25 protein-coding genes and 2 tRNA genes are annotated in these 25,471 nt (G+C 72.2%); 7 read left to right on the top strand and 20 right to left on the bottom strand.

The features are described 5' to 3' along the window. The first annotated feature begins 175 nt into the window (after positions 1 to 175). Positions 176 to 2,605 carry a LuxR C-terminal-related transcriptional regulator gene (locus ACK99Q_RS10130; protein WP_410185987.1) on the top strand — a complete coding sequence of 810 codons (2,430 nt, stop codon included), beginning with the start codon at positions 176 to 178 and terminating at the stop codon, positions 2,603 to 2,605. A gap of 23 nt (positions 2,606 to 2,628) precedes the next feature. On the opposite strand, the gene ACK99Q_RS10125 is transcribed toward ACK99Q_RS10130, so the two are convergent. The 10 genes from ACK99Q_RS10125 to ACK99Q_RS10080 form a co-directional block, all read right to left on the bottom strand. Beyond that, a tRNA-Met gene (locus ACK99Q_RS10125) sits at positions 2,629 to 2,702 on the bottom strand. 233 nt (positions 2,703 to 2,935) lie between these two features. Further along, positions 2,936 to 3,139, bottom strand: coding sequence for a DUF2945 domain-containing protein (locus ACK99Q_RS10120; protein ID WP_410185986.1), 204 nt, complete (start codon positions 3,137 to 3,139; stop codon positions 2,936 to 2,938). A 179-nt stretch (positions 3,140 to 3,318) separates the two neighbouring features. Continuing rightward, positions 3,319 to 3,391 (bottom strand) — tRNA-Asn (locus ACK99Q_RS10115). After that, positions 3,354 to 3,821, bottom strand: coding sequence for a sigma factor-like helix-turn-helix DNA-binding protein (locus tag ACK99Q_RS10110; RefSeq protein ID WP_410186085.1), 468 nt, complete (start codon positions 3,819 to 3,821; stop codon positions 3,354 to 3,356). The genes ACK99Q_RS10115 and ACK99Q_RS10110 overlap by 38 nt, the downstream gene beginning before the upstream one ends. Before the next feature lie 243 nt (positions 3,822 to 4,064). After that, positions 4,065 to 5,945, bottom strand: a complete 1,881-nt coding sequence (gene dnaG / locus ACK99Q_RS10105) for a DNA primase (RefSeq protein ID WP_410185985.1) — start codon at positions 5,943 to 5,945, stop codon at positions 4,065 to 4,067. Between the two features lie 48 nt (positions 5,946 to 5,993). Further along, positions 5,994 to 7,202 (bottom strand): deoxyguanosinetriphosphate triphosphohydrolase, encoded by a 1,209-nt coding sequence (locus ACK99Q_RS10100; protein ID WP_410185984.1) that lies wholly within the window; start codon positions 7,200 to 7,202, stop codon positions 5,994 to 5,996. A 35-nt stretch (positions 7,203 to 7,237) separates the two neighbouring features. Next, positions 7,238 to 8,083 carry a bifunctional DNA-formamidopyrimidine glycosylase/DNA-(apurinic or apyrimidinic site) lyase gene (gene mutM, locus ACK99Q_RS10095; RefSeq protein ID WP_410185983.1) on the bottom strand — a complete coding sequence of 282 codons (846 nt, stop codon included), beginning with the start codon at positions 8,081 to 8,083 and terminating at the stop codon, positions 7,238 to 7,240. Then, on the bottom strand, positions 8,067 to 8,795 hold the full coding sequence (rnc, locus tag ACK99Q_RS10090) for a ribonuclease III (RefSeq protein WP_410185982.1): 729 nt from the start codon (positions 8,793 to 8,795) through the stop codon (positions 8,067 to 8,069). The genes mutM and rnc overlap by 17 nt, the downstream gene beginning before the upstream one ends. Before the next feature lie 10 nt (positions 8,796 to 8,805). Beyond that, positions 8,806 to 8,991 (bottom strand): 50S ribosomal protein L32, encoded by a 186-nt coding sequence (gene rpmF, locus ACK99Q_RS10085; protein WP_179423890.1) that lies wholly within the window; start codon positions 8,989 to 8,991, stop codon positions 8,806 to 8,808. Between the two features lie 2 nt (positions 8,992 to 8,993). Next, entirely contained in the window at positions 8,994 to 9,512 is a 519-nt protein-coding gene (locus ACK99Q_RS10080) for a YceD family protein (protein WP_410185981.1), read from the bottom strand. 231 nt (positions 9,513 to 9,743) lie between these two features. Between ACK99Q_RS10080 and dinB the strand changes: the two genes are divergently transcribed. After that, positions 9,744 to 10,925: a DNA polymerase IV gene (gene dinB / locus ACK99Q_RS10075; protein WP_410185980.1), complete on the top strand. Its 1,182-nt coding sequence runs from the start codon at positions 9,744 to 9,746 to the stop codon at positions 10,923 to 10,925. Positions 10,926 to 10,929: 4 nt separating this feature from the next. Here the strand turns inward: dinB and coaD are convergent, their stop codons facing one another. Genes coaD through ACK99Q_RS10055 form a run of 4 tightly spaced genes read right to left on the bottom strand, consistent with a single transcriptional unit; the run spans position 10,930 to position 15,713 of the window. Next, positions 10,930 to 11,406, bottom strand: coding sequence for a pantetheine-phosphate adenylyltransferase (gene coaD / locus ACK99Q_RS10070; protein WP_410185979.1), 477 nt, complete (start codon positions 11,404 to 11,406; stop codon positions 10,930 to 10,932). Position 11,407: 1 nt separating this feature from the next. Further along, a complete protein-coding gene (rsmD, locus tag ACK99Q_RS10065; protein ID WP_410185978.1) occupies positions 11,408 to 11,947 on the bottom strand; it encodes a 16S rRNA (guanine(966)-N(2))-methyltransferase RsmD in 540 nt (179 codons plus the stop codon). Next, positions 11,944 to 14,121, bottom strand: a complete 2,178-nt coding sequence (locus ACK99Q_RS10060) for an ATP-dependent DNA helicase RecG (protein WP_410185977.1) — start codon at positions 14,119 to 14,121, stop codon at positions 11,944 to 11,946. Before ACK99Q_RS10060 ends, rsmD begins: the two co-directional genes overlap by 4 nt. Further along, positions 14,118 to 15,713: a DAK2 domain-containing protein gene (locus ACK99Q_RS10055; RefSeq protein WP_410185976.1), complete on the bottom strand. Its 1,596-nt coding sequence runs from the start codon at positions 15,711 to 15,713 to the stop codon at positions 14,118 to 14,120. Before ACK99Q_RS10055 ends, ACK99Q_RS10060 begins: the two co-directional genes overlap by 4 nt. A gap of 109 nt (positions 15,714 to 15,822) precedes the next feature. On the opposite strand from ACK99Q_RS10055, the gene rpmB reads away from it, so the two are divergent. Together rpmB and ACK99Q_RS10045 are read left to right on the top strand one after the other, a co-directional pair. Then, positions 15,823 to 16,008, top strand: a complete 186-nt coding sequence (rpmB, locus tag ACK99Q_RS10050) for a 50S ribosomal protein L28 (protein WP_078701430.1) — start codon at positions 15,823 to 15,825, stop codon at positions 16,006 to 16,008. Between the two features lie 61 nt (positions 16,009 to 16,069). Next, on the top strand, positions 16,070 to 17,479 hold the full coding sequence (locus tag ACK99Q_RS10045) for an amidase (RefSeq protein ID WP_410185975.1): 1,410 nt from the start codon (positions 16,070 to 16,072) through the stop codon (positions 17,477 to 17,479). Between the two features lie 28 nt (positions 17,480 to 17,507). Here ACK99Q_RS10045 and ACK99Q_RS10040 read toward each other — a convergent pair whose 3' ends face one another. Beyond that, complete coding sequence (locus ACK99Q_RS10040; protein ID WP_410185974.1) at positions 17,508 to 18,452, bottom strand: thiamine-phosphate kinase; 945 nt, start codon at positions 18,450 to 18,452, stop codon at positions 17,508 to 17,510. A gap of 80 nt (positions 18,453 to 18,532) precedes the next feature. On the opposite strand from ACK99Q_RS10040, the gene ACK99Q_RS10035 reads away from it, so the two are divergent. Then, positions 18,533 to 18,769 (top strand): Lrp/AsnC ligand binding domain-containing protein, encoded by a 237-nt coding sequence (locus ACK99Q_RS10035; protein ID WP_179423876.1) that lies wholly within the window; start codon positions 18,533 to 18,535, stop codon positions 18,767 to 18,769. Between the two features lie 18 nt (positions 18,770 to 18,787). On the opposite strand, the gene ACK99Q_RS10030 is transcribed toward ACK99Q_RS10035, so the two are convergent. Then, the gene (locus ACK99Q_RS10030) at positions 18,788 to 19,840 is read right to left on the bottom strand and encodes a D-alanine--D-alanine ligase family protein (protein WP_410185973.1); all 1,053 of its coding nucleotides are present in this window, start codon (positions 19,838 to 19,840) and stop codon (positions 18,788 to 18,790) included. 34 nt (positions 19,841 to 19,874) lie between these two features. On the opposite strand from ACK99Q_RS10030, the gene ACK99Q_RS10025 reads away from it, so the two are divergent. Then, positions 19,875 to 20,903 (top strand): trans-sulfuration enzyme family protein, encoded by a 1,029-nt coding sequence (locus ACK99Q_RS10025; RefSeq protein ID WP_410185972.1) that lies wholly within the window; start codon positions 19,875 to 19,877, stop codon positions 20,901 to 20,903. 6 nt (positions 20,904 to 20,909) lie between these two features. Here ACK99Q_RS10025 and ACK99Q_RS10020 read toward each other — a convergent pair whose 3' ends face one another. From ACK99Q_RS10020 to leuC, 4 genes are read right to left on the bottom strand one after another with little or no spacing between them, the layout of a single operon-like run. Next, positions 20,910 to 21,911 carry an NAD(P)H-dependent glycerol-3-phosphate dehydrogenase gene (locus ACK99Q_RS10020; protein WP_410185971.1) on the bottom strand — a complete coding sequence of 334 codons (1,002 nt, stop codon included), beginning with the start codon at positions 21,909 to 21,911 and terminating at the stop codon, positions 20,910 to 20,912. After that, on the bottom strand, positions 21,911 to 22,645 hold the full coding sequence (locus tag ACK99Q_RS10015; RefSeq protein ID WP_410185970.1) for a lysophospholipid acyltransferase family protein: 735 nt from the start codon (positions 22,643 to 22,645) through the stop codon (positions 21,911 to 21,913). Before ACK99Q_RS10015 ends, ACK99Q_RS10020 begins: the two co-directional genes overlap by 1 nt. Before the next feature lie 42 nt (positions 22,646 to 22,687). Further along, a complete protein-coding gene (leuD, locus tag ACK99Q_RS10010; protein WP_410185969.1) occupies positions 22,688 to 23,287 on the bottom strand; it encodes a 3-isopropylmalate dehydratase small subunit in 600 nt (199 codons plus the stop codon). An 11-nt stretch (positions 23,288 to 23,298) separates the two neighbouring features. Further along, a complete protein-coding gene (gene leuC / locus ACK99Q_RS10005; protein WP_410185968.1) occupies positions 23,299 to 24,696 on the bottom strand; it encodes a 3-isopropylmalate dehydratase large subunit in 1,398 nt (465 codons plus the stop codon). Between the two features lie 56 nt (positions 24,697 to 24,752). Between leuC and ACK99Q_RS10000 the strand changes: the two genes are divergently transcribed. Next, positions 24,753 to 25,463 carry an IclR family transcriptional regulator gene (locus tag ACK99Q_RS10000; RefSeq protein ID WP_078698542.1) on the top strand — a complete coding sequence of 237 codons (711 nt, stop codon included), beginning with the start codon at positions 24,753 to 24,755 and terminating at the stop codon, positions 25,461 to 25,463. Positions 25,464 to 25,471 lie beyond the last annotated feature (8 nt).

The raw sequence follows: 25,471 nt of genomic DNA, 5'->3' as shown, positions 1-25,471 counted from the left end.
ACGCAGCTGCGTAGTACCGGATGTGACGCGCGTTACTACTGAGGTTCAATGGGTACGTACTGAGAGACGTGGCGTGGTTCACCTCCGTAGGGAGCGGGGCGTACGGCGCGAATCTAGGATTCGGCATCGGGAACCGGACCTTTTCGGAACCCTCTCGGGACAGCGAAACGGCGTGATGACAACGAGACTTGACGGAGCGCAGGACCTCTCGGACCTCGCTCGCTCGATCGTGGAAGGACTGCGCGCGGGCGCCAGCGCCCTCGTCACGGGCCCCAGCGGCACCGGCAAGTCCAGCCTGCTCCGGACCGTGCAGGACCGGCTCCACGCCACGGGCGTCGAGGCCCACACGGTGCGGGCCGAGGTCTGGACGCCCGGCGACGGCGACGTGGACGAGGCCACCGCGGTCCTGCTCGTCGACGACCTCGAGAGCGCGCCGGAGGACCTGCTGGGCCGGCTGTCGGCCCATGCCGGGAACGGCGGTCGGGTCGTGGCGATGTTCGAGACGGGACGGCACCCCCGCGCGTATTCCACCCTCGCCCTGAGCACCGTGTACGGATCGCACCCGCTGGGTCGTGCCGCCGCCGCGGTCCACCGCACGCACCTGACTCCGCTCGACGACGAGAGCATGGCGCGCTTCCTGCACGCGCACGCCGGGGAGGAGCCGCTCGACTCCCACACCCTGCGCGCCATCACCGACCTCGCGCTCGGCCGGCGAGCGTGGGCGATGGACCTCCTCAACCTGGCCCGGGCAGGTCAGGTCCAAGCCGACCCCTTCCCCACCATCAACCCGCTGCTCGCTCCCGGCGACGCTCCCCTTCCGGCCCTGCAGAGCCTGCGCGCCGCGCTCGCGACGGTCTCGCCCGAGTGCGCCGCCACGGCGGTGGCGCTGTCGGGGATCGAGCCGCTCGACGAGCTCGGCCTGAGCGCCCTGGTCGACCCGGCGATCGTCGAGACCCTCACCGTCGCCGGCGTGCTCGTCCCGACCGGAGGATCCCAGCAGCTGGCGGTCCCCGCCTTCGTCGCGACCGCGCTGCGCCAGCGGTCGCCGTTCGACCAGGTGGAGCGATGCCGTCGGGAGATCGCGACGGGCCTGCTGGGACAGGAGCTGATCGGCGTCCCCCTGTCGGAGCGGGACACTCTCTACTGCGTCCGGGCGCTCGCGCCCGACGAGGTGCTCGAGGAGGATCTCGCCGAGGCGCTTCGGCACCTGGTCGTCCGTGCCGTCACCCGGCTGACCACGTTCGGCGAGGCGGCTCAGGTGCGCGCCGCCGTGCTGCGCCTGGCGGCGCACCGGCTCGAGCTGCCTCCACTCGCGCGGGCACGCGCCCTCGCAGCGCTGGGCAACACGAACGAGGCCCTCATGGTCGTCGACGCCATCGAGGACGACGACAGCGAGGGCCGCCTCGCCACCCGGTTCGTCCGCAGCGTGCTGCTCGCCGAGACCGGCGAGACCCCGGTGCCGGGCGGCGCCGATGACGTGCGAGACCAGGACGCCGCGACCGAGCTCGTGCTCCGGTGGTGGAACCGCACCGAGCCGCTGGGCGACGCCACGCGCCTCGTGCGGGCCATCGCCGATCAGCACCCCGACCCCGCCGTCGCCGCCCTGGCCACGCTGCTGCTGGATCTCGACGCCGTCTGGGCGGGCCTGGTGCCGCCCCACACCTCGACGCTGCACGCGCCGAAGCCGCTGCCCGCGGCGACCATGCCGACCTCACCGGCCCTCAGCGACGTCACCGGCACACTCCTCGTCGCGCAGGCGCTTGTCCTGCTGATGATCGGCGAGGCCTCGCCACGCCGCGATTCCCTCCTGGAGCTGGCGGCCCGGCTCCCCGACCGCGACCACCACGACCGGTGGCTGCGCCACATCGTCGCCTCCAGCACCGCCGTCACGTTCGGCGAGATGGACCGAGGTCTGCTCGAATGGCAGCTGTTCGCCGGCTCCGTCCCGCGACTCGTCCCCGCCCGTCTGCGCCACTACGTCGACCGGGTCGGGGCGGCGCTCGAGGCGGTGTCGGACCCCACGCGCGAGCCCGACGACCTGGGGCAGCTGTCCTCGGAGTACCCGTACCGGATCCTGCTGTACTTCGCCGGCCTGCACGGTCCGCTCCAGGCGCTCCGGACGGGGTTGGAGCCGAAGTCCGGCGCGCTGCCGCTCATCCGCCTCGCGCGCGCCCACCTCGACGCCACGCACGAGCGCAATCCCGCCCAGCTCATGCGGATCGCGGGGATCTTCCGGGAGTACGACATGTGGCTGCCGAGCGCCTACGCCCTCGGCGACGCCCGCCGGATCTACGTGGGTCGGCGCGCCTCGGGCAAGGCGCACGCGTGCGACGACGAGCTCGCGGCCGTCCGCGAGCAGATCCGGCAGAACGCGCCGTGGCTCTCGGCCGAGGCGGCCGTGTCCGACCTTCCGGTGACGCTGACGCCGCGTGAGCTCGAGGCCGCCCGCCTCGCCGCCCGCGGCCTGCGCAACCGCGACATCGCCGAGGCCCTCGAGTGCGGCGTCCGCACCGTGGAGTCGCACCTCGCCCAGGCCCGCGCGAAGCTCGGCGCGGGCAGCCGCGACGAGCTCGCGCGCCTGCTGCCGCCGGACGAGGACGACTGACACGCAGCGTCGACGCCACCGGGTGGGGAGGGTGGGGCTCGAACCCACGACCCAAGGATTATGAGTCCTCTGCTCTGACCGGCTGAGCTACCTCCCCCGTCGCGCACGACCCTACAAGTCGCCCGCGGATCCTGTCGCAGGCCTTCGACCCGAGCGAGCGAACGCCGCGTTCGGACGCTGGTGGTTCGACATCCCGACGTGCCGCGCGACGCGTGGTCCAGTACCACTGCGACTTCGTCATCGCAGGTCTGGCGATCCCCTGGGTCATGGGGAGCCCGTGGAGGATCGCGGCCGGCTCCCGACCGGCTCGGTCCCGACGCCGGAAGGGGCTCAGAGCTTCCTGAGCGACGATTCCTTGTGCGCGGCCTGGGCCCCTGTCTTCTCGCTCTCGACGATCCAGTACGGATCGTCCTCACTCGCGTTGAACTTCTGCTTGTCGTGCTGGAACACCGAGGTGCGCTTCTCGAGAGCCTTGCCCTGCGTGCGTCCCTGCGAGGTGCCCCACGACACGCGGTCACCCTTGCTGATGGTCATGCTGACGACTTTCCCAGCCTCGTGCATGCTGCGCGCGTCGGAAGAGTGGCCATGGTCGACCGAGGACGGTCCCGCCCACCGCTACCGGCCCCGCCCCGACTTCGTCACTCGGAGGTTCAGGATCGGGACGAGAAGAACCCCGCCTGACCTGTTTTCGCAGGTCAGACGGGGCCCGGATGCTCCCCCGATTGGACTCGAACCAATAACCCTTCGATTAACAGTCGAATGCTCTGCCAATTGAGCTACGGGGGATCGGCTCCTCAAGAGGAGCACGGCGACCAACTCTAGCAAGTCGGTTTCGAAGATGCGAAAGGCCCCTCCCCTCCCGATCGCGCACCTGCCAGCGGGTGAGCCCGAGGTGCTCGGCGACCTCGTCGATCGTCAGGCCGACCCCGTCCTCGCACAGCAGGCCGTACCGCAGGCCGACCACCGCGGCGAGGTGCTCGGGCAGGCCCACGAGGAGGTCCTCGCCGGACACGGGCGTCTCGGCCAGCTCGACGACCGGGGCTTCGCGGGGCGGGGTCATGGCTCGGGCGATCCACTGCCAGGCGAAGGTCGACAGGCGCGTCCCCCGCTCGGGGTCGAACCGGTCGACCGCGAGGATCAGGCCCTCGGCCCCGGCGGCGACGGCCTCGTCGAGACGCTCGCCGCGGTGGCCGAGCCGCAGTGCGTGCAGTGCCACGTTGCGCAGGCCGGCGCAGATGAGCTCCTCACGCGCCTCACGGTCGCCGGCGGCCGCGGAGCGCGCCAGGATCCGTTCGGCGTCCGCGGGGATCGGGACCTGGGCGAGGGCGTGGATGACGAAGGGCGACACCACCCCAACCTCGCGTGCGAGCCGAGGCGGCGACAGGGCCTCGCGTCAGGCTGTGGACGGCGCCGGCGCTCGTGCACAGCGCTCGTCCACCGCACTCCCCGGGCCGACAGCTCAGAGCGCGGCGCCGAGCGCCCGCTCGCGCAGGCCACGCCGGCGCTGCTCCAGCTCCACGAGCCGCCCGAAGACCTCCTGGTACTCCGGAGCCGTGGGCTCGGTGCGCTGCAGACGCGACTTCACGTCGCTGATCTGGCGGGACAGCGACAGCTCCTGGAGCCGGACGAGCACGGCCGGCACGACCGCGACGGCGCCCTGCTCGGACGCGTGCAGCGGCTCGACCGCGGCGACGCCGAGCACGCGACGCAGGTCGTCCCCCGGCAGCGAGTCGGCGACGGACGGCAGCCAGCCGGCGTCCGCCTGCTGCGGCAGGCCGCGCGCCACCATGTGCCGCCAGATCTCGCGCGCCACGGGGTGCACGAAGTCGTCGTCCGTCAGGTCCGCCGCGACGGGTCGCGCCACGTGGGGATACTGCGCGAGCGCCTTGAGGGCCTCGCGCTCGTCGGCGAACTGCGGCGCGCCGAAGCTGGCGAACACCGACGGCTCGGGGCGCTGCGGCTCGGGCTCGGGAGCGCCACGCGAGGGCCGCGGCGCCGACGGCTTCTGGCCGGCCGCCTTGCGGTGCTCGGCGTGGACGAGGTCGATGTCGACGCCCGCACGCGTGGCGATCTCGCGCAGGAACTCGTCGACCTTGGACGAGTCGCGCACCGACGACGCGAGCCGGACGGCCTCGCGAACGGCGTCGATCCGCTGGTCGCCGCGATCGAGGTCGTACCGCTCGAGCGTGTTGTCGAGGACGAACCGGTAGAGCGGGATGCGCGAGCCGATGAGCTCGCGGACCGCGCCGTCGCCGTCGGTCAGCCGCAGGTCGCACGGATCCATCCCGCGCGGCTCGACGGCCGCGTAGGTCTGGCCCACGAACTCCTGGTCGCCCTCGAACGCCTTGAGCGCCGCGCGCTGGCCGGCCTCGTCGCCGTCGAAGGTGAAGATGACCTCGCCGTGGAAGGCGTCGTGGTCGAGCATGAGGCGCCGCATGACGCGGGCGTGGCCCTCGCCGAACGCGGTGCCGCACGTGGCGACGGCCGTCAGCACGCCGGCCTGGTGGCACGCCATCACGTCGGTGTAGCCCTCGACGACCACGGCCTGGCTCTGCTTGCGGATGGGGTCGCGTGCGAGGTCGATGCCGTAGAGGACCTGGGCCTTCTTGTAGATCGGCGTCTCGGACGTGTTGACGTACTTGCCCTTCATGAAGTCGTCGTCGAACATCCGGCGGCCACCGAAGCCGATGACCTCGCCCGAGATCTCCTTGATCGGCCACAGCAGGCGGCCCTGGAAGGCGTCGAACAGGCCACGCGCGGACCGTCGGGCCAGGCCGCCGACGACGAGCTCCTCCTCGGAGAAGCCCTTGCCGCGCAGGTGCGCCACGAGCGCCTCGCCCGACTTGGGCGCCCAGCCCATGCCGAAGAGCTCGGCCGCGGCCTGGTCGAAGCCGCGGTCGGTGACCAGGCGGCGCCCCGGCACGGCCTCGGGTGACGACATCAGCTGCTCGGAGTAGAACGCCGCGGCGGCCTTGTGGGCGAGCAGGAGGCGCTGGCGCTGGCCGGGATCGCGGCGCGGGCCCGTAGGCGCGCCGGTCTCCTCGTAGCGCAGCTGGATGCCGTACTTGTCGGCGAGCCGCTCGACGGACTCGGCGAACGCCAGCCCCTCGATCTCCATGAGGAACTTGATCGCGTCGCCGCCCGCGCCGCAGCCGAAGCAGTGGTAGAAACCCTGCGCGGGGCGCACGTTGAAGGAGGGCGACTTCTCGTCGTGGAACGGGCACAGTCCCTTGCGGGCCCCGCCGCCGGCGTTCTTGAGGGTGACGTACTGCTCGACGACCTCGTCGATGCGGATGCGCTCGCGGACGAGTTGGATGTCCTCGTCCTTGATCCGCGCCATGGCGTGATCCTACGCGGCGGCGCCACCGCCCGGGGCGGGTCGTCGCGGCTAGCCGAGGAGCCGGCGTCCCCACGCGACCGCCGAGGCGTCGGTGAGGCTCGCGACCTGGTCGACGATGACGCGAAGACGCTGCGCGTCGTCGCCCGCCGCGCGGAAGTCCGCGGCGAACTCGGGCTCGAGCTCGCCCTCCCCCTTCAGCCGCAGGTGGGCCACGATCCCGTGCAGGAGGTCGCGCTGCTGGGCCAGGTCGCGGACGCGCGGATCGGCCCGCATCACGTGGTGGGCGGCCAGGGACTTGAGCACGTTGATCTCGTCGAGCGTGGCCCGCGGGACCTCGACGTCGCCCCCATAGCGGACGAGCGGGTCGGTCCCCCATCGCTCGACCGTGGCCGCGTAGGCCGCCCCCGCGAACCGGCCGATGAGCGCGCTGGTGAGGCTCTTGAGCACGGCGCGGGCCGGACGGTCGGCGGCGAACGGGGCGGTGGGCCACTCGGGCAGGTCCCGGAGCCGGGCGAGCGCCGCGTCGAGACGGTCGTCGGTGGCCGTGGCGTCGTACCAGTCGCGCGCCACCTGCCACGATCCCGGCGTGTCGAGGTCGCCGACGAGGCTGAACCAGCCGCCGAACACCCCGTCCTCCACATCGTGCACGCTGTACGCGATGTCGTCGGAGAGGTCCATGACCTGCGCCTCGATCGTGAGCCGGCCCCGCGTGTCGAGCCACTCGAACACCGGCAGGTCGTCCTCGTAGACGCCGAACTTGGGGGTGTCACGCTCGCCGCGACGCCACGGGTACTTCACGCACGAGGCCAGGGTCGCCCGCGTCAGGTTGAGGCCCACGCTGCGGCCCTCCGCGTCCACGGTTTTGGCCTCGAGCCGCGAGAGGATCCGCAGCGTCTGGGCGTTGCCCTCGAACCCACCGATCGAGCCCGCGACCTCGTTGAGGGCCATCTCGCCGTTGTGGCCGAACGGCGGGTGCCCGAGATCGTGCGACAAGGCGGCGGAGTCGACGATCTCGGGGTCGCAGCCCAGGCTCTTGCCGAGCTCGCGGGCGACCTGGGCGACCTCGAGCGAGTGGGTCAGGCGGTTGCGGACGAAGTCGTCGGTGCCGGCGCCCATGACCTGGGTCTTGCCGGCCAGCCGGCGCAGCGCCGAGGAGTGCAGGATCCGGGCCCGGTCGCGCTCGAAGGACGTGCGTCCCGAGCGCTTGGGCGGCTCGGCGACGTAGCGCTCGCGCGCCTCGCTCCCGTACCGGTCCACGCCGTCACCCTAGCGAGGCGAGCGGCCCGCGGCGCTCACCAGCGACCGTTGCGCGGGCGCGGCTGGCACGTGGGGCACCGGTAGGACGACCGGTTCATGAACGGCTCGCGCACGATGATCGACCCGCAGCGGTCGCACGGGCGTCCCTCCTGCCCGTACGCGTGCAGCGACCGGTCGAAGTAGCCGCTCTGACCGTTGACGTTGACGTAGAGCGCGTCGAACGAGGTGCCGCCCTGCTCGAGGGCCTCGGCCATGACGTCGCGGACGTGCCCGATGAGCTCGGTGCCCTCGGCGATGCGCAGGCCCTTGGTGTTGCGGGCGTAGTGCAGGCGGCTGCGCCACAGCGCCTCGTCGGCGTAGATGTTGCCCACGCCCGAGACGAGGCCCTGGTCGAGCAGCGCGCGCTTGACGCCCGTCTGGCGGCGACGCAGGCGCGCCACGAACGCGGCGTCGTCGAAGTCGGGGTCGAGCGGGTCGAGGGCGATGTGCGCGATCTCGGTGGGCGGGTCGGTCTCGCTGACCGCCATGCCGCCGAAGATCCGCTGGTCGGCGAACCGCAGCTGGCGGCCGTCGTCGAGGTCGAACGTGATCCGCAGGTGGCGCGGCGGCGGGGCGTCGGGATCGGAGATCAGCGCCTGGCCGCTCATGCCGAGGTGGGTCAGGACGCTGGAGCCGTCGTCGAGCGACAGCCAGAGGTACTTGCCACGGCGGTGGGCGGCCGTGACGTGCCGGCCGGTCAGGCGGGCGACGAAGTCGGAGGGTCCGGGACCGTGGCGGCGGACCGAGCGGGCGTCGAGCACCTCCACCGCGGTGAGGGTGCGACCGACGACGTGGTCGTCCAGGCCGCGCCGGACGACCTCGACCTCAGGAAGTTCGGGCACCGTTGGAGCTCGGGCCGTCGGCGGCCGCCGCGCGGGCGCTGATGGCGCGCCAGGCGATCTCGGCGACCATCTGCTCGGCGTCCTTCTTGGAGCGGCCGGTGCCGCCGTCGAAGCGCTGGTCGTTCAGCACGACCGAGGCGGTGAATGTCTTGTCGTGGTCGGGGCCCGTGCCCTCGAGGACGTAGACGGGGACGCCGAGTCCGTGCAGCGCGGAGATCTCCTGCAGCGACGTCTTCCAGTCGAGGCCGGCGCCCATCTGGGCGGCGTCGGCGATGACCGGATCGAAGATCGAGTGGATCACGTCGGCCGCGCGCTCGATGCCGAACTCGACGAAGATCGCGCCGAGCACGGCCTCCATCGCGTCGGACAGAATCGACGGCTTGTCACGGCCGCCCGAGGCCTCCTCGCCCCGGCCGAGCCGCAGGTGGTCGCCCAGGCCGAGCGTGCGAGCGACCTCCGCGAGCGCCTTGGCGCTGACGACGGCTGCACGCAGCTTCGCCAGCTGGCCCTCGGGGAGGTCGGGGTGGCCCCGGAACAGCGTCTCCGTGACCACGAGCCCGAGCACCGAGTCGCCCAGGAACTCCAGGCGCTCGTTGTTCGGGATCTGGCCGTTCTCGTAGGAGAACGACCGGTGCGTCAGGGCATGCGTGAGGAGCTCGGGGTCCAGATCAGGGACCCCGAGCGTCTCACTCAGTGCCGCGAGCTCGGGCACGTCGTGCAGGTCAGAGGACCTGACGACGCTCGCCGCGCGCGCCGTACTGGCCGCACTCGGCGCAGGCGCGGTGCGACATCACCTTCGCGTTGCAGGCGGGGTTGGCGCAGTCGACGGTGGCGACAGCCGTCGTCTTCCACGCAGAACGGCGGTGCCGGGTGTTGCTGCGCGACATCTTCCGCTTCGGGACGGCCACGGTTACTCCTCAGGTCGTTCGGTCAGTTGGGTCAGCGCCGACCATCTCGGGTCGATCGCCTCACCGTGTGTGTGATCGGGATCGTCCGCGAGTCGCACCCCGCACTCGGGGCACAGTCCCGGACATTCCGGATCACACAACGGGTTGTGCGGCAGTGCGAGCACCACCGCGTCCCGCAGGACTGGCTCGAGGTCCAACAGCTCGTCCTCGAGTTCCAGCTCGTCCTCGCCCGCGTCGTCGTAGAGATAGAGCTCCTGGAAGTCGACCTCGAGATCGCTCTCGACGTCGATCAGGCAGCGCACGCACTCGCCGACGGCGTGGACCGAGGCCGTCCCGGTGGCGAGGACACCGTCCATCACAGCCTCGAGCCGGAGCTCGAGTTCGATGGGCGATCCCTCAGGAACACCGAAGACGTCCAGGCCGAGATCGGCCGGCGCATCGAGGACGAGGTCGTACGACTTCTCGGTCCCGGGTCGACGTCCCAACACCTGGGTGTCGAACACGAACGGTCCGGAAGTCACAACAGCCCCTCATCGAGTGCACCATAGATCTACGGCCAGCAAACGGGCCAGCGTCGATCCTACCCCGCCGCGCCTCGCGGACGCGAATCGCGGTCGGTGCCGGTGTCGGTTTCCCCGGTTACGTGGGTTTCCTGTCACTTCCCGGGGATCGCGAACCCCGGGATGTGAGGACGAACCCACGTAACCGGGGAAACCGTCAGCCCTCGGTGCGATGGTCGGAGGGTGGAGACGGTGGAACCGGACCCGTTCGGGTCCATCCTGCACGCCGACCTCGACGCGTTCTACGCCTCGGTCGAGCAGCGTGACGACCCCGCGCTGCGGGGGCGGCCGGTCATCGTCGGCGGCGGGGTGGTCGTGTCGGGGTCGTACGAGGCCCGTGCGCGCGGCGTCCGCACCGCGATGGGCGGACGCCAGGCGCTGCGCCTGTGCCCCGACGCGATCGTCGTGCCGCCGCGCTTCGAGGCCTACGTCGCCGCCAGCAAGGCGGTCTTCGAGATCTTCCGCGACACCACTCCCCTCGTCCGGGCGCTGTCGATCGACGAGGCCTTCCTCGACGTGTCGGGGCTGCGGCGCCTGCGCGGGCCGGCCCTGCCGATCGCACGCGAGCTGCGGCGCCGCGTGCAGGCCGAGACGGGCCTGCCGATCTCGGTCGGCCTCGCGCGCACGCCCTACCTCGCGAAGGTCGCCAGCACGCTCGCCAAGCCCGACGGCCTGCTCGTGGTACCGCTCGACGGCGAGCTGCAGTTCCTGCACGCGCTGCCCGTCGAGCGGCTGTGGGGCGTGGGCGACGTCACCGCCGAGAAGCTGCACGCGGCCCGCCTGCGCACCGTGGCCGACGTCGCGCGGCTCTCCCCCGCCGAGCTCTCGGCGATCGTCGGGCGCGCCGCCGGGCACCACCTGCACGCCCTCGCCCACGGCCGCGACGCCCGCAAGGTCGAGTCCGCCCCGTCACGCCGGTCCATCGGCGCGCAGCACGCACTGGGCCGGGCGCGCTTCGCCGACGCCGACCTCGCGCTGCTCGCCCTCTGCGACAAGGTCGGGCGGCGGATGCGCCGGGCGGGGCGCACGGCCGCGACCGTCACGGTGCGGCTGCGGTTCGGCGACTTCCGCCGCTCCACCTCCTCGCGCACGCTCCCCCACCCCACCGAGAGCACCTCGGTGATCTCCGAGGTCGCCCGCGCGCTGCTCGCCTCGCGCCGCGACGAGATCGACCGCGACGGCATCTCCTTGGTGGGCGTCGCGCTGTCAGGACTCGACGACCACGGCGCGCAGCTGGTGCTGCCGCTCGACGACGAGGCCGACCCGGCGCTCGACCAGACGCTCGACCGCGTCGCCGCGCGCTTCGGGAACCAGGCAGTGCGCCGCGGGAGTCACCTCGGGCGGCGCTGGGAGCCGCGCTCGCCCGTGCAGTGAGGGCTCAGTGACCGAAGGCCTCGTCGAGCGCGTTCAGCACGTGCTTGGGGACGAGGCCGTTGACGTCGCCGCCGTGGCGCGCGACCTCCTTGACCAGGCTCGAGGCGATGAAGGTGTAGTCGGGCGACGTCGGGATGAAGACCGTGTCGATGCCCGTGAGGTTGCCGTTCATCTGGGCCATCTGCAGCTCGTAGTCGAAGTCCGACACCGCGCGCAGGCCCTTGGCGATCGCCTGGACGTCGTTCTGGGCGCAGTAGTCGACCAGCAGGCCCGCGTACGAGTCGAGGGTGACGTTCTCCATCTCGGCGGTCGCCTCGGCGATCAGCTCGAGGCGGCGCTCGATCGGGAACAGACCCGCCTTGCTCTCGTTCACCAGGACCACGACGACGACCTCGTCGAACAGGAACGAGGCTCGCTCGATGATGTCGAGGTGGCCGTTCGTGACGGGATCGAAGGAACCGGGGCACACCACGCGCGTCATGTCAGTGACCGTACCAAAGCCGAGTCTCGCCGTACGCCTTGTCCCGCAGCGCGTCGAACCCCTCGGGCCAGGCGAACGGATCGCGGCTGGAGCGCTCGACCACGACGACGGCGTCCTCGGCCAGCGACGGCCGCAGCGCGGCGACGATCGAGGCCACCTCGTCGGTCGTGACGGCGTACGGAGGATCGAGGAACACGAGGTGCCACGGGCCTCCCGGCGCGGCCACGAATCGCTGCGCGGTGACCTTGTGCACCCGGGCGGGCGCCTTCAGGTCGGAGACGTTGCGCTGGATCGTGCGGGCCGCGCGGTCGTTCGACTCGACGAGGTCGGCGTGCTCGGCACCGCGCGAGACGGCCTCCAGACCCAGCGCGCCCGAGCCGGCGAAGAGATCGAGGACCCGCACCCCGTCGAACCCGCCCAGCAATGAGTTGAGCGAGGCGAACATCGACTCCCGCACCCGGTCGGAGGTGGGGCGGGTGCCGTCGCCGGGCGGCGTGGCCAGCCTCCGACCACCCCAGCGGCCGGCGATGATTCTCGTCATGCCCGCTCCAGGTACTCGGCGCGCTCGGACTCCTCGAGGCGGCGGATCGACGCCTCGAGGTCGGGCGGGACGTCGCCCGAGGACAGCGCGGCCACGGCGGCGTCGCGCGCGTCGGCGATGATCTGCTCGTCCCGCACCACCGACAGCAGCTTGAGGCTGGAGCGGACGCCGGACTGGCGGGCGCCCAGGACGTCGCCCTCGCGGCGCAGCTCGACGTCGAGGCGCGAAAGCTCGAAGCCGTCGGTGCTGGCCGCGACGGCGGCGAGGCGCTCGCGGGCCGAGGTGCCGGCGGGCGACCCCGTGACGAGCAGGCACAGACCGGGCTCGGACCCCCGACCCACGCGCCCGCGCAGCTGGTGCAGCTGCGAGACGCCGAAGCGGTCGGCGTCCATCACGATCATCATCGTCGCGTTGGGGACGTCGACGCCGACCTCGACCACCGTGGTGGCGACGAGCACGTCGACGTCGCCGGCCGCGAATGCGGACATCACGGCGTCCTTCTCGTCGGGCGGCATGCGGCCGTGGAGACGGCCGAGCCGCAGACCCGCCAGCGGCCCCTGCTCCAGCGCCTCCGCGAGCTCGACGAGGCCGACCGTGGGGCGCTTCTCCTCGGCGTCGTCGTCGGGCGGCGGCTCGACGTCGTCGTCGGCCGTGGCCTCGCCGATGCGCGAGACGACGACGTAGGCCTGACGGCCGCGCGCGACCTCCTCGTGCACGCGCTGCCACGCCCGCTCGAGCCAGCCGGGCTGCTCGGCGACCGGCACGACGTTGGACTGGATGGGCTGACGTCCGGCGGGCAGCTCGCGCAGCGTGGAGACCTCGAGGTCGCCGAAGACGGTCATCGCGATGGTGCGCGGGATCGGCGTGGCGGTCATGACGAGCACGTGCGGGCTGACCCCGTCGGCCGCCGCCGCGCGGTCGGACAGGGCCGACCGCTGCTCGACGCCGAACCGATGCTGCTCGTCGATGACGACCAGGCCGAGGTCGGCGAACTGGACGGTCTCCTCCAGCAGCGCGTGCGTGCCGACGACGATGCCGGCCTCGCCCGAGACGATGTCGAGGAGCGCCTGCTGACGTGCCTTCGCACCCATCGAGCCGGTGAGCAGGCGCACCCGCGTGGCCTCGTCGGCGCCGCCGAGCATCCCGCCCTTCGCGAGGTCGCCGAGCATCCGCTCCATGCTGCGGTGGTGCTGGGTCGCGAGCACCTCGGTGGGCGCCAGCAGCGCGGCCTGGCCGCCGGAGTCGACCACCTGCAGCATCGCCAGCAGCGCCACGATCGTCTTGCCGGAGCCGACCTCGCCTTGGAGCAGCCGGTGCATCGGATGCGTGGCGGCGAGGTCCTGGTCGATCTCGGCGGCCACCTGCGCCTGGCCCGCGGTGAGCTGGAACGGGAGCCGCTGTTCGAACGCCACGCGGATGCCGTCGCCGCGCCCCGGCCGGGCGAGCGAGCGGCGCTGCTCGGAGTCGGAACGGCGCTTGGCGAAGACCGCCTGCACCTCGAACGCCTCCTCGAAGCGCAGCCGGGTCTGGGCGAAGACCCAGTCCGATCGCTTCCGGGGGCGGTGGATGTACTCGTAGGCCGTGGGCGCGTCGAGCAGGCCGCGCTCGGACCGGACCGTCGCCGGGATCGGCTCGGGGAACACGTCCACCACGTCCAGTGCCACCGTGACGGCGCGCTCGACGTCCCACGTGGTCAGTCCCCCGCCCGCGGGGTAGATCGGCATCGCGCCACCGCCACGGCCGAGGTCGGCGAGCGTCTTGCCCTCGGGCAGGTCGCGCATGTGGGGCGACGCCAGCTGGAGGCGCCCCTGGTAGACCGAGACCTCGCCGGACAGCAGCTGCTGGCTGCCGACGGGGGTCTTCGAGACGGCGTACTGGTTGAAGAAGACGGCCTCCATCGTGGCGCGGCCGTCCGACAGGGTCACGACCACGCGGAACTTGCGCGGGTTGTTGCGGAACGGCAGCTTCTTCACGTCGAGGACCGTGGCGACGAACGCGACGACGTGACCCTCCTCCAGGTCCTCGAAGGAGTCGGGGTGCTCGAGGTCGATGTAGCGGCGCGGGAAGTGCCGCAGCAGGTCGCCGACGGTGCGGTGCCCGAACGCCTTCTCGAGCTTCTTGGCCGAGTCCCCCACGACCCTGGACAGGCGGGTGTCGAAGTCGATCGCGGTCATTCCACCGCCAGGAAGAGCGGGTAGGTGTCCTGGTCGCCCTCGATCGTCTCGACGTCGACGTGCGGGGCCTCCTGCTGCACGCGCGCCGCGATCTTCTCGCTCGTGGAGGCGTCGCAGTCGCGTCCCGTGACGAGCGTGACCATCTCGGCCGTGGCGAGGTCGAGCCGCTGGAGCACGTCGAAGGCGACGTCGACCTGCGAGGAGCCGACGATCGCGAAGTCGCCGTTGACGACGCCGAGCACGTCGCCGGCGCTGCACGGGCCGGCCATCGTGATGCCGTCCTCGGCCGCGATCGTGACCGCTCCGTGACGCGTGGCGCCGGCCGCGTTGGACATCGCGACGACGACGACGTCGAACGGGCGGCCGGGGTCGTGCACCGCGAGCGCTGTGAGGGCCTGGACCTGCACCGTGGTGGGCAGCACGGCCACCCGCGCGCCGGCGTCGCGAGCGGTCGCGGCCGCAGCCTCGAACATCGCGATGTGGCCGGCGCGGTTGGGCAGCAGGATGACCTCGTCGGCACCGCTGCCGTCGATCGCGGCGGCGACCTCGGCCACCGTGAGCGACCGGTCGGGCGCGAAGTGCAGCGCGGTGCCGCCCGCGCGGTGGGTGAGCTCGGCGAGGCCGGGGCCCGTGACGGCACTGAGGATGAGGCGGCCGCCGGCAGGCCGGGCCGGGCGGGCGATCTGCTCGGCGAAGTGCGTGACCGAGATCCGGAACGGGGATCCGGCGGCGATGCCGGCCTCGATCGCCGCCCCGACGTCGTCGACGTGGACGTGGACGTTCCACAGGCCTTCGCCGCCCACGACGACGAGGGAGTCGCCGAGCGGCTCGAGCGCGGTGCGCAGCTCGGGGATGCGGTCGTCGGCGGTGCGCAGCAGGTACATGACCTCGTAGGAGGGACCCTCCTCCCCCAGGTCGGCGCCGGGCTCGACGATCGGGACGGGCACGGTGGCCGGTCGCGGGGTCGGGGTGCGGCCGGTGAGCGCGAAGGCGACCGAGTCGAGGACGACCACGAGCGCGCGGCCGCCGGCGTCGACGACCCCGGCCCGCGCCAGCCGCTCGAACTGCGTGGGCGTCAGCGCGAGCGCCTCGCGGGCGGCACCCGAGGCCACGTCGAAGACGCGCTTCGGGTCGTCGTCGTTCGTGGCGGCCTCGCGGGCGGCCTTCGCCGCGGCGGCCGCGACGGTGAGGATCGTGCCCTCCTGCGGCCGGCCGACCGCGGCGTACGCGGCGGCCGAGGCGGCCTCGAGCGCTCCCGCGACGTCGTCGGCGCTGAGCCCGTCGACGCAGCCGCGCAGGACGCGCAGCGATCCGCGCACGAGCTCGGCCAATATCGTGCCGCAGTTGCCCCGGGCGCCCATCAGCAGGCCCTCGGCGAACGTGCGCATGAGGTCGAGGGGCGAGGTGTCCGCCGGGAGCGCGTCGATCGCCTCGACGCCCGCCACGAAGGTGAAGTAGGCGTTCGTGCCGGTGTCGCTGTCGGGCACCGGGAAGACGTTCAGCGCGTCGATCTCGTCGCGCGACTCGGCCAGCAGCCGGGTGCACAGACGGGCCCACGCGTCGAAGCGCTCGGTGCTGATCCGCAGGGCCATGGGTCGAGACTATCGGGCCGTGGTCGGACTCGATTCGCGCTGGCCGTGTCGCGTCAGGTATGCTCGAGAGGTTGTATTTTTCCCCCGAACGAGTTCAGGAGTGGTCGCCGTGGCAGCCGTCTGCGATGTGTGCGGCAAGGGACCGGGCTTCGGCCACAACGTGTCCCACTCGCACCGACGCACCAAGCGTCGTTTCGATCCGAACATCCAGCGCGTCCGCGCCGTCGTCGAGGGCACCCCGAAGCGGCTCAACGTCTGCACCGGTTGCCTGAAGGCCGGCAAGGTCTCGCGCTGAGACGTTCAGATCTTTCATAGACAGCGGCGGCCCTCGGGCCGCCGTTGTCTATTCTCGCGGGGTGACCCGCATCCACGCCTTCACCGATGACGTCCTGGCCGATCTCGACGCGGTGGGCGTCGCGGCCCTGATCGCCTCCGGGGAGGCCAGCCGCACCGAGGTGCTCGAGTCCGCTCTCGCCCGCCTCGACCGCGTGAACCCGACGCTCAACGGGATCAGCCACGACGACCGGGCCCGCGCGATCGTCCGCGCCGAGGAGACCGCGCCCGACGGCGCGCCGTTCGCCGGCGTCCCCTCGCTGATCAAGAACAACACCGACTTCAAGGGCCTGCCCACGCAGCAGGGCTCCGCGGCCGTCCCGCCAGAGCCCGCCGAGCGGCACGAGGCCTTCACCGAGCAGTTCCTCTCCACCGGCGTCAACGTCCTCGGGGCGACCACCCTGCCGGCGTTCGGCCTCACCGCTTCGACGGAGTTCGTCGACCGCGATCCCACGCGCAACCCGTGGAACCCCGCTTACTCCTCCGGCGCCTCGTCGGGCGGCTCGGCCGCCCTGGTGGCCGCCGGCGTCGTTCCCATCGCGCACGGCAACGACGGGGGCGGATCGATCCGGATCCCGGCGGCGGCCTGCGGCCTGGTCGGCTTGAAGACCACGCGCCACCGACTCGCCCCCGCGAAGGAGATGGCGGACGCGCCGCTCGACATCGTCGCCAACGGCGTGCTGACCCGCAGCGTGCGCGACACCGCCGTGTTCCTCGCCGCCGCCGAGCGCCACCGCCCGGTCCCCCGGCTGCCGAAGGTCGGCCTCGTGGAAGGACCGGCGGCACGGCGTCTTCGCGTCGGACTCGTCACCGAGACGCTCAGCGGCGTGCCGCTCGACGAGGACAGCCTGCGGGAGCTGCGCCGCGTCGCCGACCTCGTCGCCTCACTCGGGCACGAGGTCGTCGAGATGCCGATCCCGGTCGACGCCGCGTTCGAGCGCCACTTCGTCCAGTACTGGCGGACGCTGGCGTTCTCCCTGGACTACGCGGGCCGCTTCGTCCTCTCGCGCGACTTCGACCGCAGCCGGGTGGACCCGTTCACCCACGGCCTGGCGCGGGCGTTCCTGCGCACGTTCTGGCGCACCCCCGGCGCGATCGTCGCGCTCAAGCGGTCGGCGCGGGCGTACGGCGAGATCTTCGCCGACTGGGACGTCGTGCTGAGTCCCGTCCTCGGGCACACGACGCCCGAGCTCGGCTGGCTCGACCCGGGCGTGGAGTTCGACGTCGCGTTCGAGCGGCTGCGCACGTACGTGGCTTACACGCCGCTCAACAACGCCTCGGGCGGCCCGGCGATCAGCCTGCCGCTCGGACGGACCTCGACCGACCTGCCGCTCGGCCTGCACTTCTCGGCCGACCACGGCGACGAGCGCACGCTGCTGGAGCTGGCCTTCGAACTCGAGGCGGCCGCGCCGTTCGCGCGGATCCAGGACTAGTCAGCTCCGTGCCCCGACGGCGCAGCCGTCAGTTCCAGTGCTTGTGGCCGGTGCCGCCCTCGTAGGGCGCGCCGGCCACGGTGACGCCCTCGCCCGCCTTGACGACGCCGATGCGGGTCCAGCCCTCGGGCAGGCTCGCGCTCGTGGGGAACGTGGCGGCGAGCGCGTAGTCGTCGCCTCCGGCCAGCACGAATCGCAGCGGGTCGACGCCGCCGAGGGCGCCGGCGACCGTCTGCACGGCGTCGAGGATCGGGAACGACGCCGGGTCGAGGTCGATCGCGACCTTGCTCGCGCGGGCGACGTGGCCGAGGTCGGCCAGCAGGCCGTCGCTGATGTCGATCATCGACGTGGCTCCGCCCGCGGCGGCGGCCGGGCCGGCGGCGTACGGCGGGTGCGGGGTGCGGTGCTCGTCGACGGCGGCCTTGGGCGAGCGGAAGCCGCGGCTCAGCGCGCCGTAACCGGCGGACGCGAGGCCGAGCGTGCCGGCGTAGGCGACCTGGTCGCCCACCTGCGCGCCCGAGCGGGTGACGGGACGCTCGGCGTCGCCCAGCGCGGTGATCGAGATGACGATCTGGTCGGCCGCGGACATGTCGCCGCCGACGATCTTCGCGCCGACCTTGTCGCACTCCTCGACCATGCCGCCGATGAGGTCGGCGACCCACTTCACCGGGGTGTCGCCGGGCGCCGCGAAGGCGACGACGAGCGCCGTGGCCACGCCACCCATGGCGTTGATGTCGGAGAGGTTCGCCGCGACCGCCTTGCGGCCGATGTCGGCGGCGGTGGACCAGTCGCGGCGGAAGTGACGGCCCTCGACGAGGATGTCGGTGGCGGTCACGTAGGTGCCGTCGGCGGTGGCGATGTGGGCCGCGTCGTCGCCGGGCCCGACCAGCACGTAGTCGCTCGTGCCGAGGCGACCCCGGACGAGATCGATCAGGGCGAACTCGCCCAGTTCCGCAATCGTCTGCTCGCTCACGACGTCATTGTCTCAGCCGCATGCGCCCGACCCCGGGGACTGCGGTAGCGTGTCATGGCCCGGAAGAAAGGACGTCCCCGATGGCCGTTCACGCCTACATCCTCGTGCAGACCGAGGTCGGCAAGGCCGCCGACGTCGCCGCCGCGATCGCCCAGATCCAGGGGGTCGAGCTGTCCGAGGACGTCACCGGCCCCTACGACGTCATCGTCCGCGCCGAGGGCCCCTCGGTCGACGAGCTCGGCTCCCTCGTCGTCTCGCAGATCCAGCGCGTCCCCGGCATCACCCGCACGCTGACCTGCCCCGTCGTCCGGATCTGACCTCCGCCCCTCCCGGGATCAGCGGAGGCCGGTGGGGCGCTGGAGCGCCAGCTGGATGAGGCGCTCGACGAGCTCGGGGTAGTCGACGCCGGAGGCGGCCCAGAGCTTGGGGAACATCGAGAACGGGGTGAACCCCGGCATCGTGTTGATCTCGTTGATGACGAGGCCGCCGCCGACGCTGTCGGTGAGGAAGAAGTCCACGCGGGCGAGGCCCTCGCAGCCGATCGCGTCGAACGCCTGGAGGGCGTACTCGCGGATGCGCTGGCGCATCGTCTCGGACAGGTCGGCCGGCACCACGTTGGTGCTGGTGCCGTCGAGGTACTTGGCCTCGAAGTCGTAGTACTCGTGCTCGGTGTCCTCGGCCACGACGATCTCGCCGACCTCGCTGGCGATCGGCATGCCGCGCTCGTCCTGGATGACGGCGCACTCGACCTCGCGCTTGCCGTGGGCGGCGGACTCGACGATGACCTTGGGGTCGTACTTGCGTGCTGTGAGCACGGCGTCCTCGAGCTGGGCCCAGTCGTGGACGGGCGTCACGCCCGAGCTGGAGCCGGCCCGTGCGGGCTTGACGAAGACGGGCAGGCCGAGCGCGTGGATGCGAGCCTCGGCGCGGTCGCGCTTGGCGTCCCACTCCCACGGCTGGATCGTCACGTAGGGCAGCTGCGGCAGGCCCGCGGCCGAGAAGACGGTCTTGGTGAACGGCTTGTCCATGCCGACCGAGCTGGCCAGCACGCCCGCGCCGACGTAGCGCACGCCGGCGAGCTCGAAGAGGCCCTGGACGGTGCCGTCCTCGCCCCACGGTCCGTGCAGGAGCGGGAAGACGACGTCGAGGTCGCGGATGCGGTCCCACGAGAAGGGCGGGAACCCGTCGCGGACCGATGGCAGGGCGCCGGGCTCGAGGTCGTCCCACACGGCGGTCTCCTCGACCCACCGGCCGTCGGGCGTGATGCCGACGGGGACGACGTCATAGCGGTCGCGATCGATCACGGCGAGAACCTCGCGCGCGGTCAGGCACGAGACGCCGTGCTCACTGGACTGGCCTCCGAAGACGACGGCGATCGTGGTGCGCATCGGCTCGACTCTACCCGCCTGTGACACTGGAACCATGCAGCCCGACACCGTGACCGTCATCGCAGGTCGCCCGGCCCACGAGCCCGGCGCGCCGCTCAACGCCCCCATCACCCTCGCGAGCTCGTTCCACGCGGGCGGCGCGTTCGAGTACGGGCGGCACGCCAACCCGACGTACGAGTCGTTCGAGGACGTCGTCGGCGAGCTCGAGGGCGGCCGCGCGCTGGCCTTCGCCTCCGGGATCGCGACCGCGGCGGCCACGCTCGGCCTGCTGGAGCCCGGCGCGGTCGTCGTGCTCCCCCGCCACGGCTACAACGGCACGACGAGCCTCGTGCAGAGCGGTCCGTACGAGGTGCGCCTCATCGATCCGTCCGACACTGCCGGCAGCATCGAGGCGTTCGCCGGGGCCGACCTGGTCTGGCTCGAGTCGCCCACCAACCCCGCGATGGAGGTCGGCGACCTGCCCGTCCTGGTGGCCGCGGCGAAGGAGGCCGGCGCTCTCGTCGCGGTGGACAACACCTTCCGCACGCCGCTGCGCGACCGCCCGCTCTCGTACGGCGCCGACATCGTGACGCACTCGGCCTCGAAGCTGCTCGGCGGCCACAGCGACCTCGTCCTCGGCGTCCTCGCGACGCGCGACGACGCCCTGTACGAGCGCCTTCACGACCACCGGTCGCTGCACGGCGCCATCCCCGGCGCCCTCGAGTGCTTCCTGGCCGTGCGCGGCGTGCGCACGCTGGCCGTGCGGCTGGACCGCGCCGAGGCCAGCGCCGCCGTGCTCGCCGACCGGCTCAAGGCACACCCGGCCGTGGCCGAGGTCCGCTACCCCGGGTTCGGCTCGATGGTCTGCTTCGTCGTCGACGACGCCGACCACGCACAGCGCGCCACGGAGTCCAGCCGCGTCATCACGCACGCGACGAGCCTCGGCGGCGTGGAGTCCACGTGGGAGCGCCGCCGCCGCTTCCCCGCCGAGCCCGAGACGATCCCCGCCGGTCTGATCCGGCTCAGCGTCGGCATCGAGGCCGTCGAGGACCTGTGGGCCGACATCGAGGCGGCCCTGGGCTGACGCCCGTCAGCGGGTCTCGGGCTTGGCCGAGCGGCTGATGAGCGCGTTGACCAGTTCGGTGGGCGTCATGCGCCCGTCGACGAGCGCGCGGACGTGCTCGACGATCGGCATCTCGACGCCGTGCATCTCGGAGAGCTCGGCGACCGACACGCAGGACTTCACGCCCTCGGCGACCTGCCGGGTCTGGGAGGTGATCTCGTCGACCGTCATGCCGCGGCCCAGCTTCTCACCGAACGTGCGGTTGCGCGAGAGCGGCGAGGAGCACGTGGCCACGAGGTCGCCGAGCCCGGCCAGGCCCATGAAGGTCATCGGGTCGGCGCCCATCGCCATGCCGAGGCGGGCCGTCTCGGCGAGGCCGCGGGTGATCACCGAGGCCTTGGTGTTGTCGCCGAAGCCGAGACCGTCGCACACGCCGACGGCGAGGCCGATGATGTTCTTCACCGTGCCGCCGAGCTCGCAGCCGACGACGTCGGTGTTCGTGTAGGGGCGGAAGGCCGTGGTGTGCAGGTACTTCTGCAGCTGGAGGGCGACCGACTCGTCGGCGCACGCCACCACCGCGGCGGCGGGCTCGCGGCGGGCGATCTCCTTCGCGAGGTTCGGCCCCGTGATGACGGCGATCCGCTCGGGCCCCGCACCGGTGACCTCGGCGATGACCTCGCTCATGCGCATGTGCGAGCCGAGCTCGACGCCCTTCATGAGGCTCACCATCACGGCGGACGGCTCGATGAGGTGGCCCCACGACTCGAGGTTGGGGCGCAGCGTCTGGGAGGGCACGGCCAGCACGACGATCGCGGCGTCGGCGAGCGCCTCGGCGGGATCGGTGGTGGCGCGGATCGTGCCCGGCAGCTCCTGACCCGGCAGGTACTCGGTGTTCTCGTGGCGCACGTTGATGTTCTCGCACGTCTCCTCGCGCCGACCCCACAGGTGGACGTCGTGGCCCGCGTCGGCGAGCACGATCGAGAAGGCGGTGCCCCAGGACCCGGCTCCCATGACTGCTGCAGTGACCATCAGCTCTCCTCGTATCGGGTCTTGGGCTTCTTCAACGTGCGGACGTCGATCCGCGGGGACGTGGGCGACTCGCCCCGGATCTGCGCCTGGAGCGCGGTGATCTCGTCCATGAGCCGCTCGGTGGCGGCGTGGACCTGCTCCTGCGTGGGGTGCTCGCCGAGACCGGAGAGGTCGATCGGCGGGCCGACCCGCACGTGGACCGTCTTGCGCGGGAAGAGCCGGAGCTCGCGACGGTACGGCCACATGATCTCCTGCGGCCCCCACTGCGCCACGGGGACGAGCGGCACGCCCGCGGCGTGCGCCGTGCGGACGGCGCCGTCGCGGCCCGACATCGGCCAGCCGCCGGGGTCACGGGTCATCGTGCCCTCGGGGTAGATCGCCACGACCGATCCCGACTCGACCGTCTGGATCGCCGCGCGCAGCGACTCCGCCGCCGCGCCGGTGCCGCGGTAGACCGGGATCTGCCCCGCCTTGCGCAGCAGCCACCCGATCACCGGCACCGCGAACAGCGGGTCCTTCACGAGGAACCGCGGCGGGATGTCGTGGTCGACGAGCCAGTGCCCGAACAGGAACGGATCGGTGTACGACAGGTGGTTCACGGCGACGACGAAACCGCCGGAGCGCGGCAGGTGCTCCGCGCCCTTCCAGTCACGCTTCGTGACCACCATGAAGATCGGCCGCAGCACCACGACCACGATCCGCAGCACGGTGGGCAGCGGACGGGTGCGGGACATGGGATGACCCTAGTACGACCCGGAGGCCGTGCCAGTGCATCGTCAGAGCGTCGCGGGCTTGAAGCTCGGGCGACGGGACTCGTACGCGGCGATGTCCTCGGCGTGGCCGAGCGTGATGCCGATGTCGTCGAGGCCCTCCAGCAGGCGCCAGCGGGTGTAGTCGTCGATCGTGAACGAGTCCTCGATGCGGTCGACGCCCTCGCCGGCGGAGACCGTGCGCGACTCGAGGTCGACGCTGATCTGCGCGCCCGGGTTGGCCTCGAGGTACTCCCACAGCGCCGTGACGACCTTGTCGTCGACCTGCGCCGCCAGGAGGCCGGCCTTGCCCGAGTTGCCGCGGAAGATGTCACCGAAGCGGGGGCTGATGATGACCTTGAAGCCGTAGTTCTGCAGCGCCCAGACGGCGTGCTCACGCGACGAGCCGGTGCCGAAGTCGGGGCCCGCCACGAGCACCGTGGCGTTCGTGTACGCCGGCTGGTTCAGGACGAACTCCGGGTCGTTGCGCCAGGCGGCGAACAAGCCGTCCTCGAAGCCCGTGCGGGTGACGCGCTTGAGGTAGACCGCCGGGATGATCTGGTCGGTGTCGACGTTGCTGCGGCGCAGCGGGGCGCCGACGCCGGTGTGGGAGATGAACTTGTCCATGGTGATCGTCCTCAGAGGTCGGCCGGCGAGGCCAGGTGGCCGGTGACGGCGGTGGCGACGGCGACGTCGGGCGAGACCAGGTGCGTGCGGCCACCCTTGCCCTGACGGCCCTCGAAGTTGCGGTTGGAGGTCGAGGCGCTGCGCTCGCCCGGCGTGAGCTGGTCGGGGTTCATGCCCAGGCACATCGAGCAGCCCGCGCCGCGCCACTCGGCGCCGGCCTCCTTGAAGACGACGTCGAGGCCCTCCTCCTCGGCCTGCAGGCGCACGCGCACCGAGCCGGGGACGACGAGCATGCGGGTGCCGTCGGCGACCTTCTTGCCCTTGATGAGGTCGGCCGCGCGACGCAGGTCGCTGATGCGGCCGTTCGTGCAGGAGCCGACGAAGACGGTGTCGACCCTGATGTCGCGCATCGGCGTGCCGGCCTCGAGGCCCATGTAGCGCAGGGCGTTCTGGGCGGCCTCGCGCTCGTCGGCGTCGGCGAAGTCGGCGGGGGTCGGGACGACGCCGGACAGCGCCACGCCCTGGCCCGGGTTGGTGCCCCACGTGACCCACGGGGTGACCTTCGAGGCGTCGATCGTGACGACCTTGTCGAACGTGGCGTCCTCGTCGGTGACCAGGCTCTTCCAGTACTCGACGGCGGCGTCCCAGTCGGCGCCCTGCGGCGCGTGCGGGCGGCCCTCGATGTAGTCGAAGGTGGTCTGGTCGGGCGCGATGAGGCCGGCCTTGGCGCCCCACTCGATGCTCATGTTGCAGATCGTCATGCGCTCTTCCATCGAGAGCGCACGGATCGCCTCGCCGCGGTACTCGACGATGTAGCCCTGGCCGCCGCCGGTGGTCTCCTGCGTGATGAGCGCGAGGATCAGGTCCTTGGCGGTGGAGCCGGCGGGCAGGTCGCCGACGACCTCGACGGCCATCATCTTGGGCTTGGCCTGCGACAGCGACTGGGTGGCGAGCACGTGCTCGACCTCGCTGGTGCCGATGCCGAAGGCGATCGAGCCGAACGCACCGTGCGTGGAGGTGTGCGAGTCGCCGCACACGATCGTCATGCCGGGCTGCGTCAGGCCGAGCTGCGGGCCGACGACGTGGACGATGCCCTGCTCGATGTCGCCCATCGGGTGGAGACGCACGCCGAACTCCTGCGCGTTGCGGCGCAGCGTCTCGACCTGCGTGCGCGACACCGGGTCGGCGATCGGCTTGTCGAGGTCGGTCGTCGGAATGTTGTGGTCCTCGGTGGCGAGGGTGAGGTCGGGGCGACGCACGGCGCGTCCGGAGAGGCGGAGTCCGTCGAACGCCTGCGGGCTCGTGACCTCGTGGAGGAGGTGCAGGTCGATGAACAGCAGGTCCGGTTCACCCGGCGCGGAACGGACGACGTGGTCGTCCCAGATCTTCTCGGCGAGCGTCTTGCCCATGATTCACTCTCACTTCGGGGGTTGCGTCTCACAATGCGATACGGCAGTATCAAGACATGGACAACTCTAGCGGAGTCGGCGTTCTCGACAAAGCCGCCCTCGTGCTGGCGGCCCTGGAACCGGGGCCCGCGACGCTGGCCGGACTGGTCACGGCCACCGGACTGGCGCGGCCCACGGCCCACCGCCTGGCGGTCGCCCTGGAGCACCACCGGCTCGTCGCGCGCGACATGCAGGGTCGGTTCATCCTAGGCCCGCGGCTGTCCGAGCTGGCCGCCGCTGCCGGCGAGGACCGCCTCCTCGCCGCCGCCGGTCCAGTGCTGGCCCGCCTGCGCGACATCACGGGCGAGTCCGCCCAGCTGTTCCGCCGCCAGGGCGACCACCGCGTGTGCGTCTCGGCGGCCGACCGCCCCACCGGCCTGCGCGACTCGATCCCGGTCGGCAGCCAACTGACGATGTCCGGCGGCTCCGCCGCCCAGGTGCTGCTCGCGTGGGAGGACCCCGAGCGCATGAACAAGGGCCTCATGAAGGCCACGTTCTCGGCCGCCGAACTGTCCGCCGTGCGCAAGCGCGGCTGGGCGCAGAGCGTGGGCGAGCGCGAGCCGGGCGTGGGCTCGGTCTCGGCCCCGGTCCGCTCCCCCAGCGGCAAGGTCGTCGCTGCCGTGTCGGTCTCCGGACCGCTGGAGCGCCTCACCCGCCAGCCCGGCCGCATGCACGCGCCCGCCGTCGTGGCGGCCGCCGAGCGGCTGTCGCAGAACCTGCGCCGCTGACGCCTCGG

The sequence above is a fragment of the Aeromicrobium sp. MLTX1 genome (assembly GCF_046452335.1).
Classification (GTDB): Bacteria; Actinomycetota; Actinomycetes; order Propionibacteriales; family Nocardioidaceae; genus Aeromicrobium.
This window is presented reverse-complemented; position numbering and strand designations above follow the sequence as displayed.